This is a genomic window from Nostoc foliaceum FACHB-393, assembly GCF_014698505.1.
GTDB lineage: Bacteria > Cyanobacteriota > Cyanobacteriia > Cyanobacteriales > Nostocaceae > Nostoc > Nostoc foliaceum_A.
The window spans coordinates 75,091-93,336 of record NZ_JACJTD010000006.1; the positions used below are offsets into that span (position 1 = coordinate 75,091).

14 protein-coding genes and 2 tRNA genes are annotated in these 18,246 nt (G+C 43.5%); 6 read left to right on the forward strand and 10 right to left on the reverse strand.

The features are described from left to right. From H6G92_RS07630 to H6G92_RS07640, 3 genes are all read right to left on the reverse strand, one after another. Complete coding sequence (locus tag H6G92_RS07630; protein WP_190892455.1) at positions 1-1,602, reverse strand: TROVE domain-containing protein; 1,602 nt, start codon at positions 1,600-1,602, stop codon at positions 1-3. Positions 1,603-1,639: 37 nt separating this feature from the next. Continuing rightward, positions 1,640-1,761: transfer RNA gene (locus H6G92_RS07635), tRNA-OTHER, on the reverse strand. Positions 1,762-1,854: 93 nt separating this feature from the next. Next, positions 1,855-1,984, reverse strand: a tRNA-OTHER gene (locus H6G92_RS07640). A 312-nt stretch (positions 1,985-2,296) separates the two neighbouring features. Here H6G92_RS07640 and H6G92_RS07645 point away from each other — a divergent pair. Further along, a complete protein-coding gene (locus H6G92_RS07645; RefSeq protein ID WP_190892458.1) occupies positions 2,297-3,022 on the forward strand; it encodes a hypothetical protein in 726 nt (241 codons plus the stop codon). Positions 3,023-3,055: 33 nt separating this feature from the next. Here the strand turns inward: H6G92_RS07645 and H6G92_RS07650 are convergent, their stop codons facing one another. Next, positions 3,056-4,189: a quinone-dependent dihydroorotate dehydrogenase gene (locus tag H6G92_RS07650; RefSeq protein ID WP_190892460.1), complete on the reverse strand. Its 1,134-nt coding sequence runs from the start codon at positions 4,187-4,189 to the stop codon at positions 3,056-3,058. Positions 4,190-4,203: 14 nt separating this feature from the next. Next, positions 4,204-4,629, reverse strand: coding sequence for a hypothetical protein (locus H6G92_RS07655; RefSeq protein WP_190892464.1), 426 nt, complete (start codon positions 4,627-4,629; stop codon positions 4,204-4,206). A 103-nt stretch (positions 4,630-4,732) separates the two neighbouring features. Here H6G92_RS07655 and H6G92_RS07660 point away from each other — a divergent pair, with 103 nt between their 5' ends. The 3 genes from H6G92_RS07660 to H6G92_RS07670 all read left to right on the forward strand — a co-directional run bounded on the left by H6G92_RS07660 (position 4,733) and on the right by H6G92_RS07670 (position 8,983). Further along, positions 4,733-7,657, forward strand: a complete 2,925-nt coding sequence (locus H6G92_RS07660) for a sensor histidine kinase (RefSeq protein WP_190892474.1) — start codon at positions 4,733-4,735, stop codon at positions 7,655-7,657. Between the two features lie 178 nt (positions 7,658-7,835). Continuing rightward, positions 7,836-8,030, forward strand: a complete 195-nt coding sequence (locus H6G92_RS07665; protein WP_190892476.1) for a DUF2256 domain-containing protein — start codon at positions 7,836-7,838, stop codon at positions 8,028-8,030. Continuing rightward, a complete protein-coding gene (locus H6G92_RS07670) occupies positions 8,030-8,983 on the forward strand; it encodes an isoaspartyl peptidase/L-asparaginase (protein ID WP_190892477.1) in 954 nt (317 codons plus the stop codon). The genes H6G92_RS07665 and H6G92_RS07670 overlap by 1 nt, the downstream gene beginning before the upstream one ends. Here the strand turns inward: H6G92_RS07670 and H6G92_RS07675 are convergent. From H6G92_RS07675 to H6G92_RS07690, 4 genes are all read right to left on the reverse strand, one after another. After that, on the reverse strand, positions 8,974-9,396 hold the full coding sequence (locus H6G92_RS07675) for a DUF29 family protein (protein WP_190892478.1): 423 nt from the start codon (positions 9,394-9,396) through the stop codon (positions 8,974-8,976). The genes H6G92_RS07670 and H6G92_RS07675 overlap by 10 nt on opposite strands. 111 nt (positions 9,397-9,507) lie before the next feature. After that, positions 9,508-10,887, reverse strand: a complete 1,380-nt coding sequence (glmU, locus tag H6G92_RS07680) for a bifunctional UDP-N-acetylglucosamine diphosphorylase/glucosamine-1-phosphate N-acetyltransferase GlmU (protein ID WP_190892479.1) — start codon at positions 10,885-10,887, stop codon at positions 9,508-9,510. Between the two features lie 174 nt (positions 10,888-11,061). Next, positions 11,062-12,285: an HD domain-containing phosphohydrolase gene (locus H6G92_RS07685; protein ID WP_190892480.1), complete on the reverse strand. Its 1,224-nt coding sequence runs from the start codon at positions 12,283-12,285 to the stop codon at positions 11,062-11,064. Positions 12,286-12,855: 570 nt separating this feature from the next. Next, positions 12,856-13,824 (reverse strand): tRNA (5-methylaminomethyl-2-thiouridine)(34)-methyltransferase MnmD, encoded by a 969-nt coding sequence (locus H6G92_RS07690; protein WP_190892482.1) that lies wholly within the window; start codon positions 13,822-13,824, stop codon positions 12,856-12,858. 25 nt (positions 13,825-13,849) lie between these two features. Between H6G92_RS07690 and H6G92_RS07695 the strand changes: the two genes are divergently transcribed. Then, a complete protein-coding gene (locus tag H6G92_RS07695) occupies positions 13,850-14,671 on the forward strand; it encodes a sulfurtransferase (RefSeq protein WP_190892483.1) in 822 nt (273 codons plus the stop codon). A gap of 42 nt (positions 14,672-14,713) precedes the next feature. Here the strand turns inward: H6G92_RS07695 and H6G92_RS07700 are convergent, their stop codons facing one another. Beyond that, the gene (locus tag H6G92_RS07700; RefSeq protein ID WP_190892484.1) at positions 14,714-16,021 is read right to left on the reverse strand and encodes a hypothetical protein; all 1,308 of its coding nucleotides are present in this window, start codon (positions 16,019-16,021) and stop codon (positions 14,714-14,716) included. 558 nt (positions 16,022-16,579) lie between these two features. Here H6G92_RS07700 and H6G92_RS40220 point away from each other — a divergent pair. Continuing rightward, a complete protein-coding gene (locus tag H6G92_RS40220) occupies positions 16,580-18,070 on the forward strand; it encodes a FecR domain-containing protein (RefSeq protein ID WP_190892485.1) in 1,491 nt (496 codons plus the stop codon). Positions 18,071-18,246: the final 176 nt, after the last annotated feature.

An 18,246-nucleotide genomic window follows, 5' to 3' on the forward strand; every position in this document is an offset into this window, starting at 1 on the left:
CTACAATTCACCCGTAGCCAGCATCTGGATGATCCGAGGCGTACCTGGGTCGAATCCTGCCAAATCCCAAGACAGCGAATCTTCAGGATCTACCAAAGTAATTTGGTAAGGTGTCAAGGTGACATACACAGCCTTGACGTTAGGATTTACCTTTTTGCGGTACTGTTTCAACGCTTGACTTGGATGCTTATTTCCCGCCCAGCTTTCCGAGTCAGTCCAAAAGCACACAACATCTGCCTTAAACTTATTCTTAATCATCCAGTCGTAAGCTACAGACGCATCAGTTCCACCGAAGTTTTGGTTGCTAGCTTTGCGAACCGCAGAACTAAAACTATCTTTGGCAGTGATACCTAATTCCCGGAATTCTGTAGCAAAGCCGCGAATCATGTAGTTTTTCTCTGCTTTTGCTGTTACCAGTGCCATTGTGGTGGCAATTTCACAACAACTTAGTCCCATATCTGCAACCAAGCTACCCATAGAACCAGAAACATCCACGGCGTGTATGAATACTTTACCTGTGGGTTGCACAACATCAAAAGACAGTTCAACTGCTTTTTCTAAAATGTCCACAATCCGAGGAACTGGGTTCCAAGTTTTCTTACTGCGTCCTAATGTTCCACCAGATTCATAAGTTTTGAGTGCTTTCAAAACATCAATCGGATGGATGCGACCTTTACGCAGATGTTCTCTGCGATTAAGAACTGCTTCCACTTGCAGCAAATTAGCATTTTCATCGGCTCGCAACACACCCAGTTCAGTTAAAGAACCTAAGTTACGTAACATTGCACCTATTGGCATTTCCTGAAATAGCAGCTGCCAAGCAAGCTTATCCATTTTGCCCACAGGTGCAGCCATTTCGTGGGTTAAGCGTCCTTGGGAAATAGCTTCATGGGTTTGGGTGGGATTCCGCTTGAGCCACTCATACCACCAAATCTGCGCCAACGCCTCTGAGGGGATATCTGCTGGCAATTCTTCCCAGCCTTTAACTACCCACTCAAATAGTTGACGGTGATTTTCTGTAGGCGGTTTGACATGGAACAACCGCAACGCATCTCGGTGCGAGAAGCCTTGACGCTGTTGATATTTCAACAGTTGATAAGCTAAACCCTTAACATCTTCCCTTGAGAGCCAAGTTTTACCAGCTTCCCGCACTACTTTGCCAAATCCCCGCAGAGATTTGGTGTAGTTCAACCATTCGTAGAAGTGGCTACCAGTACGGACAACTTGCGGAAATATTTCACCAAACGCCTGTTTTGCTTCTGGTGTTTCACCCATCGACAGCAGCACCAAAGCCAAGATAGGCGCACTGTTATTGATGGCGCGTCCATCGCTAGCATACAAAATTTCTTCTGCTACACGGCTGGGATTTTCGGCAACAGCTTGTCTGACAACTGTCACAAAATCCTCAGTTAATTCTTGTTTACCAGCGTAGTAAGTGCTTTTTGCTGTGCCAACCAACAGACAACGGCGCAGCATTTTCCAAATACCAGCATCAAACATCCAGCCGCCAGAACGTCCCTGAATCATCTCTGCTTCCCGTCCGGGGATGGGTTGATTTTGTGGTGTAGTCGTCTTCTTTTTAGTGAAAAAATTGTAATTCATGGTTTCATCTCCCGGCCCTTGCGGGCAAAAATGAAAGGTGGCGGAGCGGGATTTGAACCCGCGACCTCTCGAACCCTAATCGATAACCCTAATTCGTCGGCCTTTTCAGGCAAGGGGTGAACAAGGATGTTTAGCGCTCTACCTCTGAGCTACCCGCCACATAAAAAGTTAGGAGTTAAGAGTTAGGAGTTAGGAGTTAAATATTTAAAACTTCTCACTCTTGAGTTTCTACTCAGCATTCAGTACTCAATTTGGTGTAGTGGAGCGGGAATCGAACCCGCGACCTCCCGCTTGGCAGGCGATAACCCTCAATTCTTCGGCCTTTTCAGGCAAGAGGTGAATAAGGATGTTTAGGCGCTCTAACCACTGAGCTACCCACCACATATCAAGTAAAGTTGACTTGTATTATTAATGTAGTATTTGTATTATTTGTTGTCAAGGGGCTGGCAAGCTAATTTATAGAGTTCCTGGTTGAGTCAAAAAACCTCTTTTTTTCGCTCGTAAAAACTTTTGCCCGTAGTTTACTGCCGTAGGCATCGCAGACAAATGTTAGAGAAGTTCCAGTTACTGAAGGCTATACTACTTACTAGCGAAAGGTTTTGCCGGCAACTTTGCCAAAAGATACAAAAAAGTGTCCCAATTTTTGCCAATATAGATAGTATTATTTCCCAAAATTCACTTGGCAAAAATCGGCATGAGTGAGAAACCCATAGAAAGTGACGGCAAGGCTTTTCTCGTTCTACTTTTGCCCATCTCGTTTTTGATTATTTTCCTGGTTGCCACATGGAGAATTTTACTGGCGCTGATTGTGCTGGTAATTGGCTTCAAGCTTTGGCAGGAATATCAATGGCAACAGTGGACTCATCGAGTTAACCCAATTTTTCATCAGTTGGTTCGGGAAAATCAGGGCAGACTTACGCCAATGGACTTGGCAATAAGGGGCAATTTTCCTGGAACAACGGCAAAACGCTACTTGGATAGTAAAGCCTCAGAATTTGGCGCTAGTATAGTGAACTCCGAAGATGCGGGGCAGTCTTATTACTTTATAACTGCCAGCATTCTCGGCAATATTCTTGATAGTAGTGAGCCTGTTAAAGAACTTCCTGCTCAACCAGTTACTAAAACTGCGCGATCGCTCCTAGCACCACCACCAACCCCACAGGAGGAAGAACCAGAAACCGAATCAACACCACAGCCAACCCATGAAGAAGCTAAACGATCGCTGGAAAAACAGTTAATTTTTGGCTCTCTGATTCAATCTGAACTTGCCAAGCGACTAAATGTCTATTCCAGCACGGTTTATAAACGACGAAATGATCCAGAATTTCCTGAGTGGAGTCGCAGCAAAGACCCTGATGGTATTGCCTGGACATACTCGGAAAAAACTAAGGAGTTTTTCCCAGTGGAGGAAGAAGGGTAAAACAATTCGTAATTCCTAATTCGTAATTCGTAATTAGAATTTTGGAATTTTTGTTTGTAAACCCACAGCTTCGTTGATGGAATTTAATCCGCTTTGTTCTAGCTTGGAAAGCAAACCTGCTAGAATTCGGCGTACCATCAGTGGGCCTTCGTAAATCCAGCCTGTATAAACCTGGATTAGACTAGCACCAGCAGTAATTTTCTCCCAAGCATCTTCAGCAGAAAAGATGCCACCAACGCCAATAATTGGCATTTGTCCTTGGGTTTGCTGCCAAATAAAACGAATTACCTCAGTGGAGCGATCGCGCAATGGTTCACCGCTAATTCCGCCAGCTTCTTCCTGAGGTGATTTGCCCGTTTGGTCAATCACTTGGGTTTTTAGTCCATCACGGCGGATGGTGGTGTTAGTGGCAATAATTCCTGCCAATTGGTAGGTTTTAGCTAAAGAAATAATGTCAGCGATCGCTTCCCATTCTAAATCTGGGGCTATCTTGACAAAAATGGGTTTATGTGTATTATTTTCTTGTTGTAATAAATCTAAGATAGTACTGAGCATAGAAGCATCTTGGAGCGATCGCAAACCAGGTGTATTTGGCGAAGATACATTAACAACAAAATAATCTCCCAAATCCTTGAGTAAACGAAAACTATCGAGATAATCCTGTGCAGCTGCTTCTAGGGGAGTTACTTTAGATTTACCCAAATTTATCCCTATGGGTATTGACTGGATTAACTTCTGCTTTTCCTGTGCCAAACGTGCCGCCATTGCTGCTGCACCAAGATTATTAAAGCCCATCCGATTGAGAGCAGCTTTATCCAACGGCAAGCGAAACAAACGGGGAGGCGGATTTCCTGGTTGTGCGTGAAAAGTTACAGTTCCTAGTTCCGCAAAGCCAAAACCCAGGTTAGACCAAATGCCAGCAGCTACTCCATCCTTGTCGAAACCAGCTGCTAACCCTACAGGGTTTGGGAAGTTTAGCCCAAACAAGTTTTGTTCTAGGCGTGAATCGTACAGACATAAAGACTGCTTTAGGCGTTGGTTTGCCCAACTAGCAGGGGTTTGTGATAGCCAGCTAAAACTGCGAATCGTCTGCTGGTGTAACCACTCTGAATCGGCTTTTACCAGATTGAACAAAAGCGGACGAATAGCGACTTGATAAATATCCATTTCAATTCTTAACACTACGCGAATTCGGTAGACTGCCAGGCTTCCTCTCTAGCTTTCTGGATTTCCTCTCTAGCTTTCTGGATTTCCTCTCTAGCTTGTCGGAGTTCCTCTTTAGCCTGCCGCGCTTCCTCTTTAGCTTGTCGGAGTTCTTCTTTAAATTGCCGCATTTCTTCAGCAATCTGCCGCGCTTCTTCGGCAGAATTTCTCATTTCTTCAGCAAGCTGCCGGGTTTCTTCGGCAGAATTTCTTATTTCTTCAGCAAGCTCTCGCTGCTCCTCTTGTGAGAGCCTGACATATTCAGAAGACTCCCGCTGCTTCTCTTGTGAAAGCCTAGTTTCTTCAGCAGACTCCCGCTTTTCCTCTGAGACTTGTCGCTGCTCCTCTAGAGTATCGGACGAAGATTCACCCATTTCTTTAGCACTCCATAATGTAACTTCCACCAACATCTTACTTAAAACTTTCAGCAGACACCTGTGGCGATATTAGTCAAGGTGCTTTTCTGGGCATCTTATATATTACAAGTTATGTAAACCAATAAATCAGATGGGGCAGCCGCAAAAACCTATAGCCGCCGAACAGCAGATCCTCTCCTTGGGACGTGTCCTCCAGAGCCTCAGAGAAGAAGATGATGTTGACGTTCTGATTGAAACTACTATTTCTTATCTTAAGGAACAGTTTGACTACAGACTGATTTGGGTTGCTCTTTACGATCGCCTGAATCACATATTATTCGGCAAAGGGGGCATCACACCTGATCATGACACGAGCTTTTTACGCCAAAGGGTTGTTCTCAGTCCTGGGGATTTATTAGAGCAAGTGGTGATTGAACAGCATCCCTTGGGCATAGCTGATTTACAAACTGAAATCCGCGCCGCCGAATGGCGAAAGATAGCAGAAAAATTCCATATCCAAGGAACGATTATTTTACCAATTCGCTATAAAGACCGTTGCTTGGGTTTGCTGTTACTGGGTTCAGAACGCTGGGGCTACCTACTGACAGGGGAAGCAAAAGCACGTTTGATGATGGTTTTAGGTGAACTAGGGGCAGTGCTTTATCAAAATGAGATGCATTTGCAGCAAAAGCAAACCAAGCGAACCGACGAGCCATTGTTAGAATTGCTTGAAAATTTACGCACCCTCGGAAATCTGAATCAAAGACTTGAAGCAGGAGTGCAAGCAACTCATAAATTTGTTTCCCCTAGCCGAACAAATGTTTACTGGTTTGAGCGAGAAGGGCGCTACTTTTGGTGTCGGATGAGCAATCAGCTTGTGAAAATTGATCGCAATTCCAGCACTCAGCAAGCAGCAGGAATGACTGTACAGGAGTTGAGCGACTTTTATTATGCTTTGGCAGTTAACCAAATTGTCTCGATTGGTGATGCCCGCAGTTCTTTAAAGAGCCATTTTACGGCAAAATTGCTGCAACGGCTGAAGGTGCGATCGCTCTTGGCAGCTCCGATAATCTGGCAAAAGAACCTATTAGGTTTTCTGGCGGTAGAAAGCAATGAACCTCGCATTTGGACGGAGGCAGACAAAAATTTTGTTCAAGGTGTTGCTGGCTTAATCTCTCTGGTTGCACCTAGCGAAAGTATGGAAAGCACTATCAAACAGATTCAAGAGGATGCCCACCTGACTGGTCAAGTTGCCCAAGGTATCTATAGGGAACATGAACTTCAGGAAACTTTACACAGCTGTGCTAAAAGAGTTTTAGCTCGATTAGCTGCCACACGCTTTTTGCTGTTGCAGTATGACCCTGAACAGAATAATTATCAATTTATTTACCAAAGTCAGCCCCATAATCGCCGACCGTTGACATTTACCCTTTATCCTCTCAAAGAATTAGATGGGCAGCTTTTGGAACGTTCAACTCAAGCGGTGGAAATTGAGAACTTAGATGAAGATTTACGCTTTTTTAACTGGCGTCCCCCTTTACTAGAAAATGGTGTGCGATCGCTACTTGTTTGTAAATGCACTCACGGTCATATACCAGCAGCAATTTTGGTCATCACTCACGAAACCCATCGCTCATGGACAACTCTAGAAAAGGAATTACTGTGGGCCGTTAGTCAACAGATTGGTGTAATTGTTCGTCAGTGGCAATTACATAACCGCACCACCCAGCAGCAAAAATCTTCCCAGGCATTTGAGCAATGCCTACGCATTCTGACACAATCCCAGAACAGTAAAATCGAGGTTGGAAAAAAGCATTTAGAACGCACAGCACTCGAACAAATAGCATCAATTTTGGCCTGTCCCCTAGCGATAATGCTATCCTGGTCGCCTGGCGAAAGTATGGCAGAAATTATCCCTGGAGTGATTGACAATAGTCAATTTGGGATTTTTTCCGATGCATCAATTCCTATCCAGGCTGAAGCCTTAATTCAGTGGGCACTTGCTACGGAGAGTTACTTGACTTTGAAGGTAGATAATTTACTACCGGAAACTCGAAAATGGTTGAGTGTGCCAGACAAAGGTCAAATTTTGGTGATGGCGTTACGTACCAATACTGATTATGAAACTACTGGTGTAGTGTTGTTAGCAGACTATCAAGAGCGTCGCTGGTCAGAAGCAAACCTCAGTGCGACAGCAACTCTGATTTCTCAATTAGCTTGGTGGCGTCGTGAAAAGCAAATTACCCGACTTTTAGAATCCACAACAGAAGAATTACGACAACTCAACTGGTACAAACATCGTCGTTTAGAGGAAATCCAAAGAATAACGGCGCTATCCCTTAAACAAATACATGATTTGGGTATTCCTGCTAATGAACTTGCTCAGATGCGCTACCAGCTATTGTTGCGGCAGCTAGACCATACAGCCGCTTCCATGAGTGGAATGCTAAAACTTGAGCACTGGCAGCTACACATGAGTTGGGAAACTATGCCCATAGCCAGTTTACTGAAGCGATCGCTCGAACGCATCGAAAATCAACTTAAACAACAAAAGCTGTGGATTGGCGTACATGGCTTAGGACAACCGATTGACGAGCAAGAGTCACCAAAGAATTCTTCCCTTGCTAGAGGCGTTCCTACCTCCAGCGCTCAATCTTCAATGGCGATCGCTGGTGATATTGTCAAAATTGAATTAGTTATCCATGAATTATTGGTTACTGCCTGTAACCGTTCTCCAATCGGCGGCAGAATTGATATTTGGTGTCGCCGTTTAGATGCGTCAAAACCCTCGGATACAAAGCATTCTTTTACAAGTGGAGGGTCTGAACATCAGACATCGCTAGAACTGTCGATTACATACAACGGTGCGATCGAACCACAGTTACTCACAGAACTACATGATAATACACCCAAAGATGTGCTTGCTCCCTCCAACCTTGACCAACCGCCAGGTTTACATCTGCTGATCTGCCAAAACCTCATGCAGGAGTTGGGAGGGGAGTTAAATTTTTATCAATTACCAGATAATCGGGTAGTTAGCCGCTTGTTGTTGCCCTTAGTTGGCCATGATTCTTAGTAGTACTCTCCTCCAACTGCCTAAAGTCCCATCTTTTCAGATAGGGAACTCAGGAATGAGTCTATAGAGAGATTGACCACACATTTGTTCGTCGAAAGTATCCTCCCTTCGTAGCAAACTGGTTATAATTATTTTCCATCTCTCTCAGAAATCAAATTCTCATATACACAGTATTTATATGGGACGTATTCGTTCTAAATCTGACCTACCTACAAAAATCTGTCCGGTATGTCAACGTCCTTTCACATGGCGTAAAAAGTGGCAAGATTGTTGGGACGATGTGAAATACTGCTCAGAACGTTGTCGTCGTCGCCGTTCTGAAGCTCAAAATGAAACTAACCGCAACACAGACGCAAATAGCGCAAGAGATTAATGGAGTCACAGGTGCAACCTAAATTAATTATTCATGGGGGGGCTGGTAGTTCTCTCCACGGTAAAGGCGGATTGGAGGCGGTGCGCCGATCGCTCCATAAAGTAATAGAAGAAGTCTATTCTCTACTATTATGCGGAGCAACTGCCTCTGAGGCGGTGGTGCAGGGTTGCCAAATGCTAGAAGATAACCCCCGCTTTAATGCTGGTACTGGTTCAGTACTGCAATCTGATGGGCAAATCCGCATGAGTGCTTCTCTAATGGATGGTGCATCAGGGCGATTTAGTGGTGTGATTAATATTTCGCGGGTGAAAAATCCCATTGAGTTGGCACAATTTTTACAAAACTCGCCAGACCGAGTATTATCAGATTTCGGCTCTGCTGAGTTGGCGCGGGAAATGCAAATTCCCAGCTATAACGCTTTAACTGATTTGCGGTTACAAGAGTGGATACAAGAGCGCCAGGATAATTTTAAAAGCGCAATGGCTGGTGTGGTAGCAGAACCTGAACTGCTAGAAACCAGCAATGCCGGACGCGGTACCATCGGTGTGGTAGCTTTAGATGCCTATGGTAGGCTAGCTGCTGGCACTTCTACTGGTGGTAAGGGCTTTGAGCGAATTGGCAGGGTAAGTGATTCTGCTATGCCAGCAGGTAATTATGCTACTAGTAATGCTGGTGTTAGTTGTACTGGCATTGGGGAAGATATCATCGATGAGTGTCTAGCTCCCCGGATTGTAGTACGTGTGACTGATGGTATGTCCTTGAGGGAGGCTATGCAGCGATCCTTTGGGGAAGCGCACCAGAACAAACGGGATTTGGGAGCGATCGCTTTAGATGTTAGTGGAGCGATCGCTTGGGGAAAAACCAGTGAAATCTTACTCGCCGCCTACCACGACGGCGAAAAAATTGGCGACACTTTGGAATGGAATGATAGTGAATTGATTGGCTATCGTTGAATAAATTCTAGCGCCTGAGTTAAAATTTCTTCCTGGTCAACCATTGCGGCTAATTCTTGGGCTTCATAACGCCCCTCAAAAGCTTCTAGCGCCGCTCTTTTCAGTGCCACTTGATATCCTTGTTGCAGAATATCGATTAATTCTGCTTGATTCAAGTAAAACCCACCGGATTTGCGGCGCTTGTTTATTTTGTTGATTTCACGCACTGTATTTTCTATCGAAACATCCCAAGAGCGAGTAGAACGTTTTTCGGCCTTTTGTTTAATTAAATGGATGAGCAGAATCACACTATAACTATCAATCTTATTGATTTTGTCACTGAGGCTCATTTCTTCTAACTCATCCACCAACAGCAACGCCTCATGGATTTTGCCTTGTTCTAGAAATTGCCTAAGTTCTAGTAGTTCTTCCATGTTATTTTTTGAGATTTTGGCTTCACTACTAATCTAGCTAGATTAGACATCTTGCAAAAATCCTAGTTTATAGTCTAAAACCACAGATGAATTGCGATTAACAGTGATGAATTATTTATGTTGATCTGTGGTTTCATTTTCAACACTTTTCCTTTGCCAAGCTGGTTTTACTACCTGACGACTACGGGCAATCACTAGAGAATCATCAGGCACATCTTCTGTAACGGTAGAACCGGCAGCCACGTAGACATCATCTCCCAAGGTGAGTGGAGCTACTAAAACGCTATTGGCTCCAGTCTTTGTGCGATCGCCTATTTTTGTACGGTGTTTCTTCACGCCGTCATAATTGGCAGTAATTGTACCGGCACCAATATTTACCTGATTGCCAACAACGGTATCACCTATATATGACAAATGTGCTGCATTCGTGCGATCGCCTAATTGAGTATTTTTCAATTCCACAAAATTCCCTACACGGCAATTAGCACCTACTTGTACGTGACCACGCAAATGAGCATAAGGGCCAATTCGGCTTCCTGCCTGCACAGTGCTATCTGTTACTACTGAATACTGCACGGTGACATTTTCAGCCAAGTGACTATTTTCAATTAAACTCCCTGGCCCAATATGACTTCCCGTTTGAATCACTGTATTTCCCCGCAGATGAGTTTGGGGTTCAATAATTACATCGGGCTGTAATGTCACTGTTTCATCAATGGTGATGCTTGTGGGGTCGATGAGAGTGACACCCGCTAACATCCATTTTTCCTTGACTCGTTTTTGCAAAATTTCAGATGCTGTTGCGAGTTGCAAGCGATCGTTGATACCGAGAATTTCTTGGTAGTCTTCTACATCCACTGCCATTACTTGTCCGACTTGAGTCACGGCATCAGTAAGATAGTATTCTTTTTGGGCATTGTTTGCCTGTAGGTGAGGGAGTACTTTTGCCAAATCTTGCCAACGAAAGCAGTAAACTCCAGCGTTAATCCGCTGATTTTGCCTTTGAGCAGCAGTACAATCCTTGTGTTCGACCATTTGCTGCACAATATTTTCATCGTTACAAAAAACTCGCCCGTAGCCTGTGGGGTCTGGTAGGTTCGAGGTGAGAATAGTGGCGGCGTTCTGATTTCGGGCGTGAGTTTGTAACATCTGCTGAAGAGTTTCACTACGTATCAACGGTAAATCGCCGTTAAGTACTAGTAAATCCCCAGTGTAGTCTTCCAAGTGAGGAAGTAATTGCTGGATGGCATGACCTGTCCCTAGTTGCACAGTCTGTTCCACAAACTCCAAAGTGGGAATTGAATGCATGGCGGCTTGCACTTCCTCGGACTGATATCCCACAATCACGATTCGCCGTGAGGGCGAAAGTGGTTCTACACTTTCGAGAACTCTCTCTAATAGCGATCGCCCACCCAAAGAGTGTAAAACCTTGGGTAACCGTGATTTCATCCTGGTGCCGCGTCCCGCCGCTAGAATTGCTACAACTACCATAATTAGCTATCAGCTATCAGTGAAATTATGATTAATGCTGTTGGTACTTTAAAATTTAGGCTCAAACCATACCAGCTAACCATAGAAGAGTGAAATATACAATGAGTTACGATAATACCAATTCGTGCTAATTACGGCAGCTACAAAATCCCCTACTCCTAGTCCCCAGCCTTTTTACTGACTGGAGCCAATAAACTCGGCAAACTGCTGCATTAACTTGGGATTACGCCAACCGGAATCAGCTTCTTCTTGCATCACTAAAAGTCCTTCTGCTGAAGTAAAAGCTCTTTTGTAAGGTCGTTCGCTGGTCAGAGCATCGTAAATATCAATTAACTGAAATACTTGCGCTAGGTAGGGAATATCATCCCCTTTGAGTCCATCAGGGTAGCCTGAGCCATCCCAGCGTTCGTGGTGATGGCGAATAATGGGAATTACACCCCGCATACTGCGCAATGGCTGACAGATTTTTTCTCCTATCAAAACGTGCTGCTGCATGATCTGCCAATCTTCGGGGGTGAGTTTGCCTTTTTTCAGCAGCACTGCATCGGGAATACCCACCTTACCAATATCGTGGAGATAACCACCCCATCTCAAATCTCGAATTTGGTAGCGTGAGAGGTTGAGGTATTCACCAAAAACTTGTCCCAGTTTTACCAGGCGTTCACAATGGTTGCCTGTATTGGGATCGCGACTTTCAATCGACATGGCAATGGAAAATAGTACTTGTTCGGCATGGTCTAAATCTTCGTTCAGACGTTTCTGCCGCACCAAGGACTTGACACGCGCCGCTAGTTCCACACGATCAAAGGGTTTGGTGAGAAAATCATCTGCCCCAACTTCAATTCCCCGAATGCGCGATCGCCTGTCATTTAATGCTGTAATAAAAATCACTGGGATTAGCCTAGTCTGCTCATCCTGTTTGAGCAATTGGCAGACTTCAAATCCATCCATTCCTGGCATCATCACATCCAGCAAAATCAAATCTGGTTGTTTTTGAGTTACCAATCCGACAACGATGGAACCACTATCCGCCTCAATTACTTCGTATCCTTCCATCCCCAACAGGGCAACAGCAGTCATCCGACTAGCGGCATGATCGTCAACAACTAAAACCTTCGGCGGATCTAAATCAAACCCATTCACTTTAGAACCTTTGGCTTGTAGTGTTCTAGAGACCAATGAATCATCACCACAATTAACATCAGCTTTTATCCAAGAAGACACTGCTTGTCTATCTTCAAGCATAAGGTCTTGTTGAGGTAAGCCTAAAGAATAACCCTCCGAATTTTGCGATCCTACGGCATTATTTGAACCGATACTCTTTACTCTGCTAATGGGGTTTGACCCACTAACAATTTCTTCTGTAAAGCCTGTATGGTTGGATTTCCATTGAATCACAAAGGCACTCCAAGTTTTTGCAGAAGTTAACAGTGTCAGATTTAAAAAACAAATTTAATATTCGACTGTATCTGAGCCAGAGTTTCCATAGGGATTATCCATGATGTCAAGCTGCTATCTAGGTTTTCGCAGCATGTATCTTTTATGTTACGAACAAAGGGTATCCTGTTGTCAAATTTTTTGTTTTGCTTCTAGTTCCAGTATGATAAATTGGCACAAATCTTAAATCAGGTTTTTTACGGAGATTTTTAACCTAACAGCGCTAGAAAGCATTAGGATTGCTTGCTTTATATCGATATATCGGGTTTTTAGTTTTAAATCTTTATGGTAAGCATTAGGTATATATATTTTTATTTATACAATTATAGCAATACTCAAGTATATCAAATTACATATAGTATTTGATACTATCTTTAATTAAGCTATTTGGCTGGTAAAAACTCGTTGCCTGAGTATCTGGAAAGTAAATCAGAATTTTTGGCAAAAAAATGTCTAACTTTTCTGGAATTAAGGACTGAGGATGAGGTTTTAGTTGCCGCAGCTATGCCCGTCGTAGACATTGCAACCGAATTACAAACTAGTTCCCATAAAATCCCTGCCTTGTGTTCCCGACAGCCACCTTTTTCGCCAACGGGAGGTAGTTTCCAGCGAAGAGGTTTGTTGCTCTTGTTGTCGCCGCATGACTATGACTTCGGTTGAATCGCTCAATTCCGGATCGCGATAGGGAATGGCAGCACGGGTTAGTAAGTGTTCTTTTTCAGCTTGCGAGAGGGAAGTGAGTGCTGTTAGAGGAGAGCTATGGTTTAGCCCGTAATAAGTGCTGGGTACTGAGTGGTATTTAGACTCGATACTACCAGAATGTGCTGCCACGGTACCAGGCGATCGCCTTCCCACAGGTGGTGTAGAACCGATGATTAAGCCAGCAGACAAAAGTGCTGTGCGTATAGCAGCAGAACAAGAATAGGTGGCTAATAAACCATCTTGATGTAAACAAAATGACAGTTGTTTAATAAATTCAACAGTCCATAATTGAGGACAATGTGGTGGTGAAAAGGGATCGAGGAAAATTGCATCTGCCCAGAAACCGGACTGACGTACTACCGTGATTGTAGTTCTAGCATCGCCAATTAGTAGCTTTGCTTTTAGACAAGGTGTTTGCACATAATGCTCAAAAGCTAGCTGGGACAAACTTTCAATATAGTTACAGTTCCAATTGTCGAATAAGTGATGAGCGATCGCAGCTTGTGGCACTGCTGGATTCAGTTCTAAACCGATTACTTCAACACAACAACTAGGATTCATTGCCCAAATTGTCTGCAAAGCAGCAGCTGTGTTATATCCTAGACCATAACAAATATCCAACAGCCGCAAGACCGGTTTATGCGCCGCTGTAGCCAGTTGAGTCGGTTCCACAAATTTGAAAAAACTCTCCTGCTGCGCTCCATGATGGCTGTGAAAGGATTCACCAAACTCCTGAGAGACAAAGGTGAAGGAACCATCTGCTGTTAGCTTAGGTGTAAAATTCTCTAAGTCTGACATCTTACAAAAAACTAAATAATGACCAATGTCCAATCCTCAATTTGTTGTTTCGCCAGCTTGGCTGCTTGAACATCTAGAAGATCCGCAAGTCGTTATTGTGGATTGTCGCTTTTCTTTAGCCGATTCACAACTAGGACAACAACAGTACCAAACAAGCCATATAGAGGGATCATATTACTTAGATTTGAATCAGGATCTTTCCAGTCCAGTAGGTAAGCATGGCGGGAGACATCCTTTACCTAACCCCAATGATATAGCTAAAAAATTTGAGTCGATTGGGGTAAATTACCAAAAAACTTTAGTTGTAGCTTATGATGATTCGCGCTTTGCCTTTGCAGCTCGTTTATGGTGGCTTTTGCGCTATCTAGGACATGAGCAAGTAGCAGTGCTCGATGGAGGCTTTTCTGGATGGCAAAAAGCTGGGTATCCTGTTACAGATGTTGTACCTCAACCACAGATGGGTAAGTTTGTAGCTCAAGTGCAAACCGAAAAGGTGGTAGATATTACAGGGGTGAAAAGCCGGAAAGAGAGCCAAGAGGTAGTATTGGTAGATTCAAGAGAAAGCGATCGCTACCGAGGTGAACGAGAACCAATTGATAAAATTGCTGGACATATACCCGGCGCAGTCAACTATCCCTGGCAAGAAGTTACAGACTCTTCCGGCTACCTACTCCCTCAAGAAGAACAATACCGTCGGTGGGAGAAGCTAGAAACAGCCGAAGAAATCTTGGTATATTGCGGTTCTGGGGTTACTGCTTGCGTAAATTTACTTTCTTTAGAATTAGCTGGCATTACCAAGGGTAAACTTTATGCGGGCAGCTGGAGTGATTGGATTTCTTATTTATAGTCATTAGTCATTAGTTTTTGACAATTGGACTTTGGACAAACTTCAAAACCGACCTAATTGCAAACTGTAATTAATACTGAAGAACCAGCCATCAAAATCAATGTTTTCGACGGTTGAACTACCTAAACTTGCTCCAGCCTGTACATTCAAATTACTGGTATCGGATATTCGGTAATTTAAGTGCCCGAATAGCCGATGAAATTGGTCTTCTCGATCGCGCTGTGTAAAGTCCGAGAAGTTCACCTGGTAATCAATACCAACCTGGAGAGGTTTTTGCAAGTAGTAGTTCAGAGACACCCAAAAGGAATTGATTATCCGATCGCGACTTTGGGGATCAGCAAAATTCACACTCAATTCGTAGAAGCTATCTAGCGTTAATTTTGGAGTTAAGGGATCTCGCCGTCCCAAAGACAGTTGCAGAGAATTCTCATTTAAAAAGCGATCGCCTGCTTTAAAGCTATCCAAGCGATCACTGTTGTTAGCATAAAATAACTGTTGATTGCTCCAACTGATTTCTCCGTACATTCGCTGCGATATATGCTGGTAAAGACTGAGATTAAATCTTATCTGGTTGTAATGATATTGTGACTGATTTATATAACGAATGAGATTGCCATCAATTGAAGCGTTTAAAAAAGTCTTAGATGTCAAAGGGAAATATGCAGAGGTTAGCGTCAGTCCAGAAATAATTAAACCATCTTCTATGGGACTATCATTTGAGGAAAAAATATTAGTCGTCTGGAAGTAACCTACACGGCCCTGTAGATAGCCGATAGGTTTAAACTGAGGTAAGATTTGGGGTTGTTCTATCGGTTTTGGTAGCTGTTGTTCTAGGGGTCGCAGCCGTACACGCAATCCCAATTCGCGATCGCTATCAGACTCAGGTGGTTGTTTTGGCGATCGTAGCAACTGTATTAGCCTCTCTAGCCTTTGGGACTGATTTATTTGAGGTGGATTCAACACTTCCTCTTTTGAGTCTGGAGGAGATGCAGGCAAAACACTTGGCTGCGATTCTAGCTGTGGCGGGTCATTTTGCTTTTGAGTCTCTCCAAATTCTCCGGTTGGATCTGGATTGGTAGGTGAAATTTCTGTTGTTTCCTGTGCCAGATTTAACCGCGTATGGGAATCTAAAGTTGGTAACTCACTCGACTGCTTGCACAAAGAGTTAATTACCTCTTGCTCTAAATTCTGACATAGCTGATAAGTTACCTGTGTGTTTGCTAAATTTTTAGGATGCCAAATATCTGTATTTGCAGATTCTGCCGCATCTACTCTAATGCAACACCAGCTCCCACCACTGGACGCTAAAAAAATACAAAAAAACAAATTCTTCCAGTTTTTGAGTCGCATCTGTTAGATTGCGTTGATCGCATTTGGCAAATGTAGACCCACAAGCTGTATCAGAAGTTCCGATTTAGAAAATACAATTGAGTGCATATATCTTAACCTTGTAGGTATATACTGAAACTACAAACTAAAATTGCTGCTTTTCGGATTGTTCTCCAGATTTTTGCAAAACTGAGATGATGCGATAAAGATTATTATGTTCAGATTTAGTTAAATACAGCCAGTAAGTCACTTCACAACACATCCCTAAGAACTTCTTCTCACTGTATCTGATCTGCTTATCTTATTAGAATCAATTATATGTAAGGTACTTTTCATTTAATTGTTGATATCAATTACTAACTTTTAAATTTGTCAGAGATTTTATTGCATATAATATAAGTTTAAGAATAAAAATTTAAATAAACTATATATGAATATGATTCACTTTTTGTCTATTTTATCTATTAAATGTAGACAAAATTACAAATAATTTTACTAAATAAACTTTCTATAACAATTATCAGCAGCTTAAACCTTTAACTTTTTTGGTATTAGTTGAAATTCACAAATTCTCAAACTATGTTTCATAAATCGTTTCCACTATTAGTGATTGGTTTATGGGGAGTTATAGTACTGCCTTTGCCAAATAGGGTAAGTGCCATAACTCCTCTAACGCGAGCGGAGATTCAGAACCTCCGCAATATGGTACAACTGATACCCAAAGATAAACTCAAGAAACGTCCCGCACGCAAATTAGATGCAATGATTCCTGGAGACGGGCTGTCAACTGGTCGAGCTTCTCTAGCAGATTTGCGTTTTAATGATGGCTCTTTGGCACGAATTGGAGAACAGGCGTTATTTCAATTTTTGCCGAAGACTCGTGACTTTAAACTGTCAAATGGGACTGTGTTACTACTCATCCCACCAGGAAAAGGGCAAACACGCATACAAACACCAAATGCAGCAGCAGCAATTCGTGGTTCAGCATTATTTGTACGCTACGACCAACAAACAGACACTACGATTGTGGGTGCACTGACAAATAGTGGCATTGAAGTTTCTAACAAAGAAGCTTCTGAAACTCAGGTGTTGGAAGCAGGGCAAATGGTGATTATAGTTAAAGGGAAATTTGAGAGATTATATGATTTTGATCTGAGAAATTTTTATGAAACTAGCCAACTGGTTCGGGAACTTGATTTGAACAGGCAAAGTCCTGTGCCTACACCTGATCCTGCAATCACTAGTGTTCAAGCTGAGACTGCTGCGGCTTTAGAAGCACAGCCACCCATAAAAGGCGAGGGAGTAATTGAAAACCCCTCTTTTGTGCAGCTAACTCCTACACCCGACACCCCAACTGAGACAAAACCCGACACCCCAACTGAGACAACACCCGTAACCTCAACTGAGAAAAAACCTGACACCCCAACTAAGACAACACCCGTAACCTCAACTGAGGCAAAACCCGACACCTCAACTAAGACAACACCCGTAACCTCAACTGAGAAAAAACCTGACACCCCAACTAAGACAACACCCATAACCTCAACTGAGAAAAAACCTGACACCCCGACTGAGACAACACCAGATACCCCACCTAAGACAACACCTGTAACCTCAACTGAGAAAAAACCTGACACTCCAACTAAGACAACACCCGTAACCCCAATTGAAAAATTACCCAACACCCCAATTGAAGAATTACCCAACACCCCAATTGAAGAATTACCCAACACCCCGACTGAGACAACACCCATAACCCCGACTGAGACAACACCCGTAACCCCAACTGAGACAACACCCGTAACCCCAACTGAGACAACACCCGTAACCCCAACTGAGACAACACCCATAACCCCGACTGAGACAACACCCGTAACCCCAACTGAGACAACACCCGTAACCCCAACTGAGACAACACCCGTAACCCCGACTGAGACAACACCCGTAACCCCAACTGAGACAACACCCGTAACCCCGACTGAGACAACACCCGTAACCCCAACTGAGACAACACCCGTAACCCCAACTGAGACAACACCCGTAACCCCGACTGACTCTCCAAGCACATAAAACTGCTAATGAAGGTACAAGATATTCTGCGAATGCCGAACGCGGTTCGTTTTGTCATAATTTTGCGTAAGTCCTGGGGACTTAGCTGCTCCATCGCAGTAGCACATACTTATGCCCGATACCAGATGCAGAACCATGACAAATGAATTGTAGTTACTGCCTTTACAGCAACCACA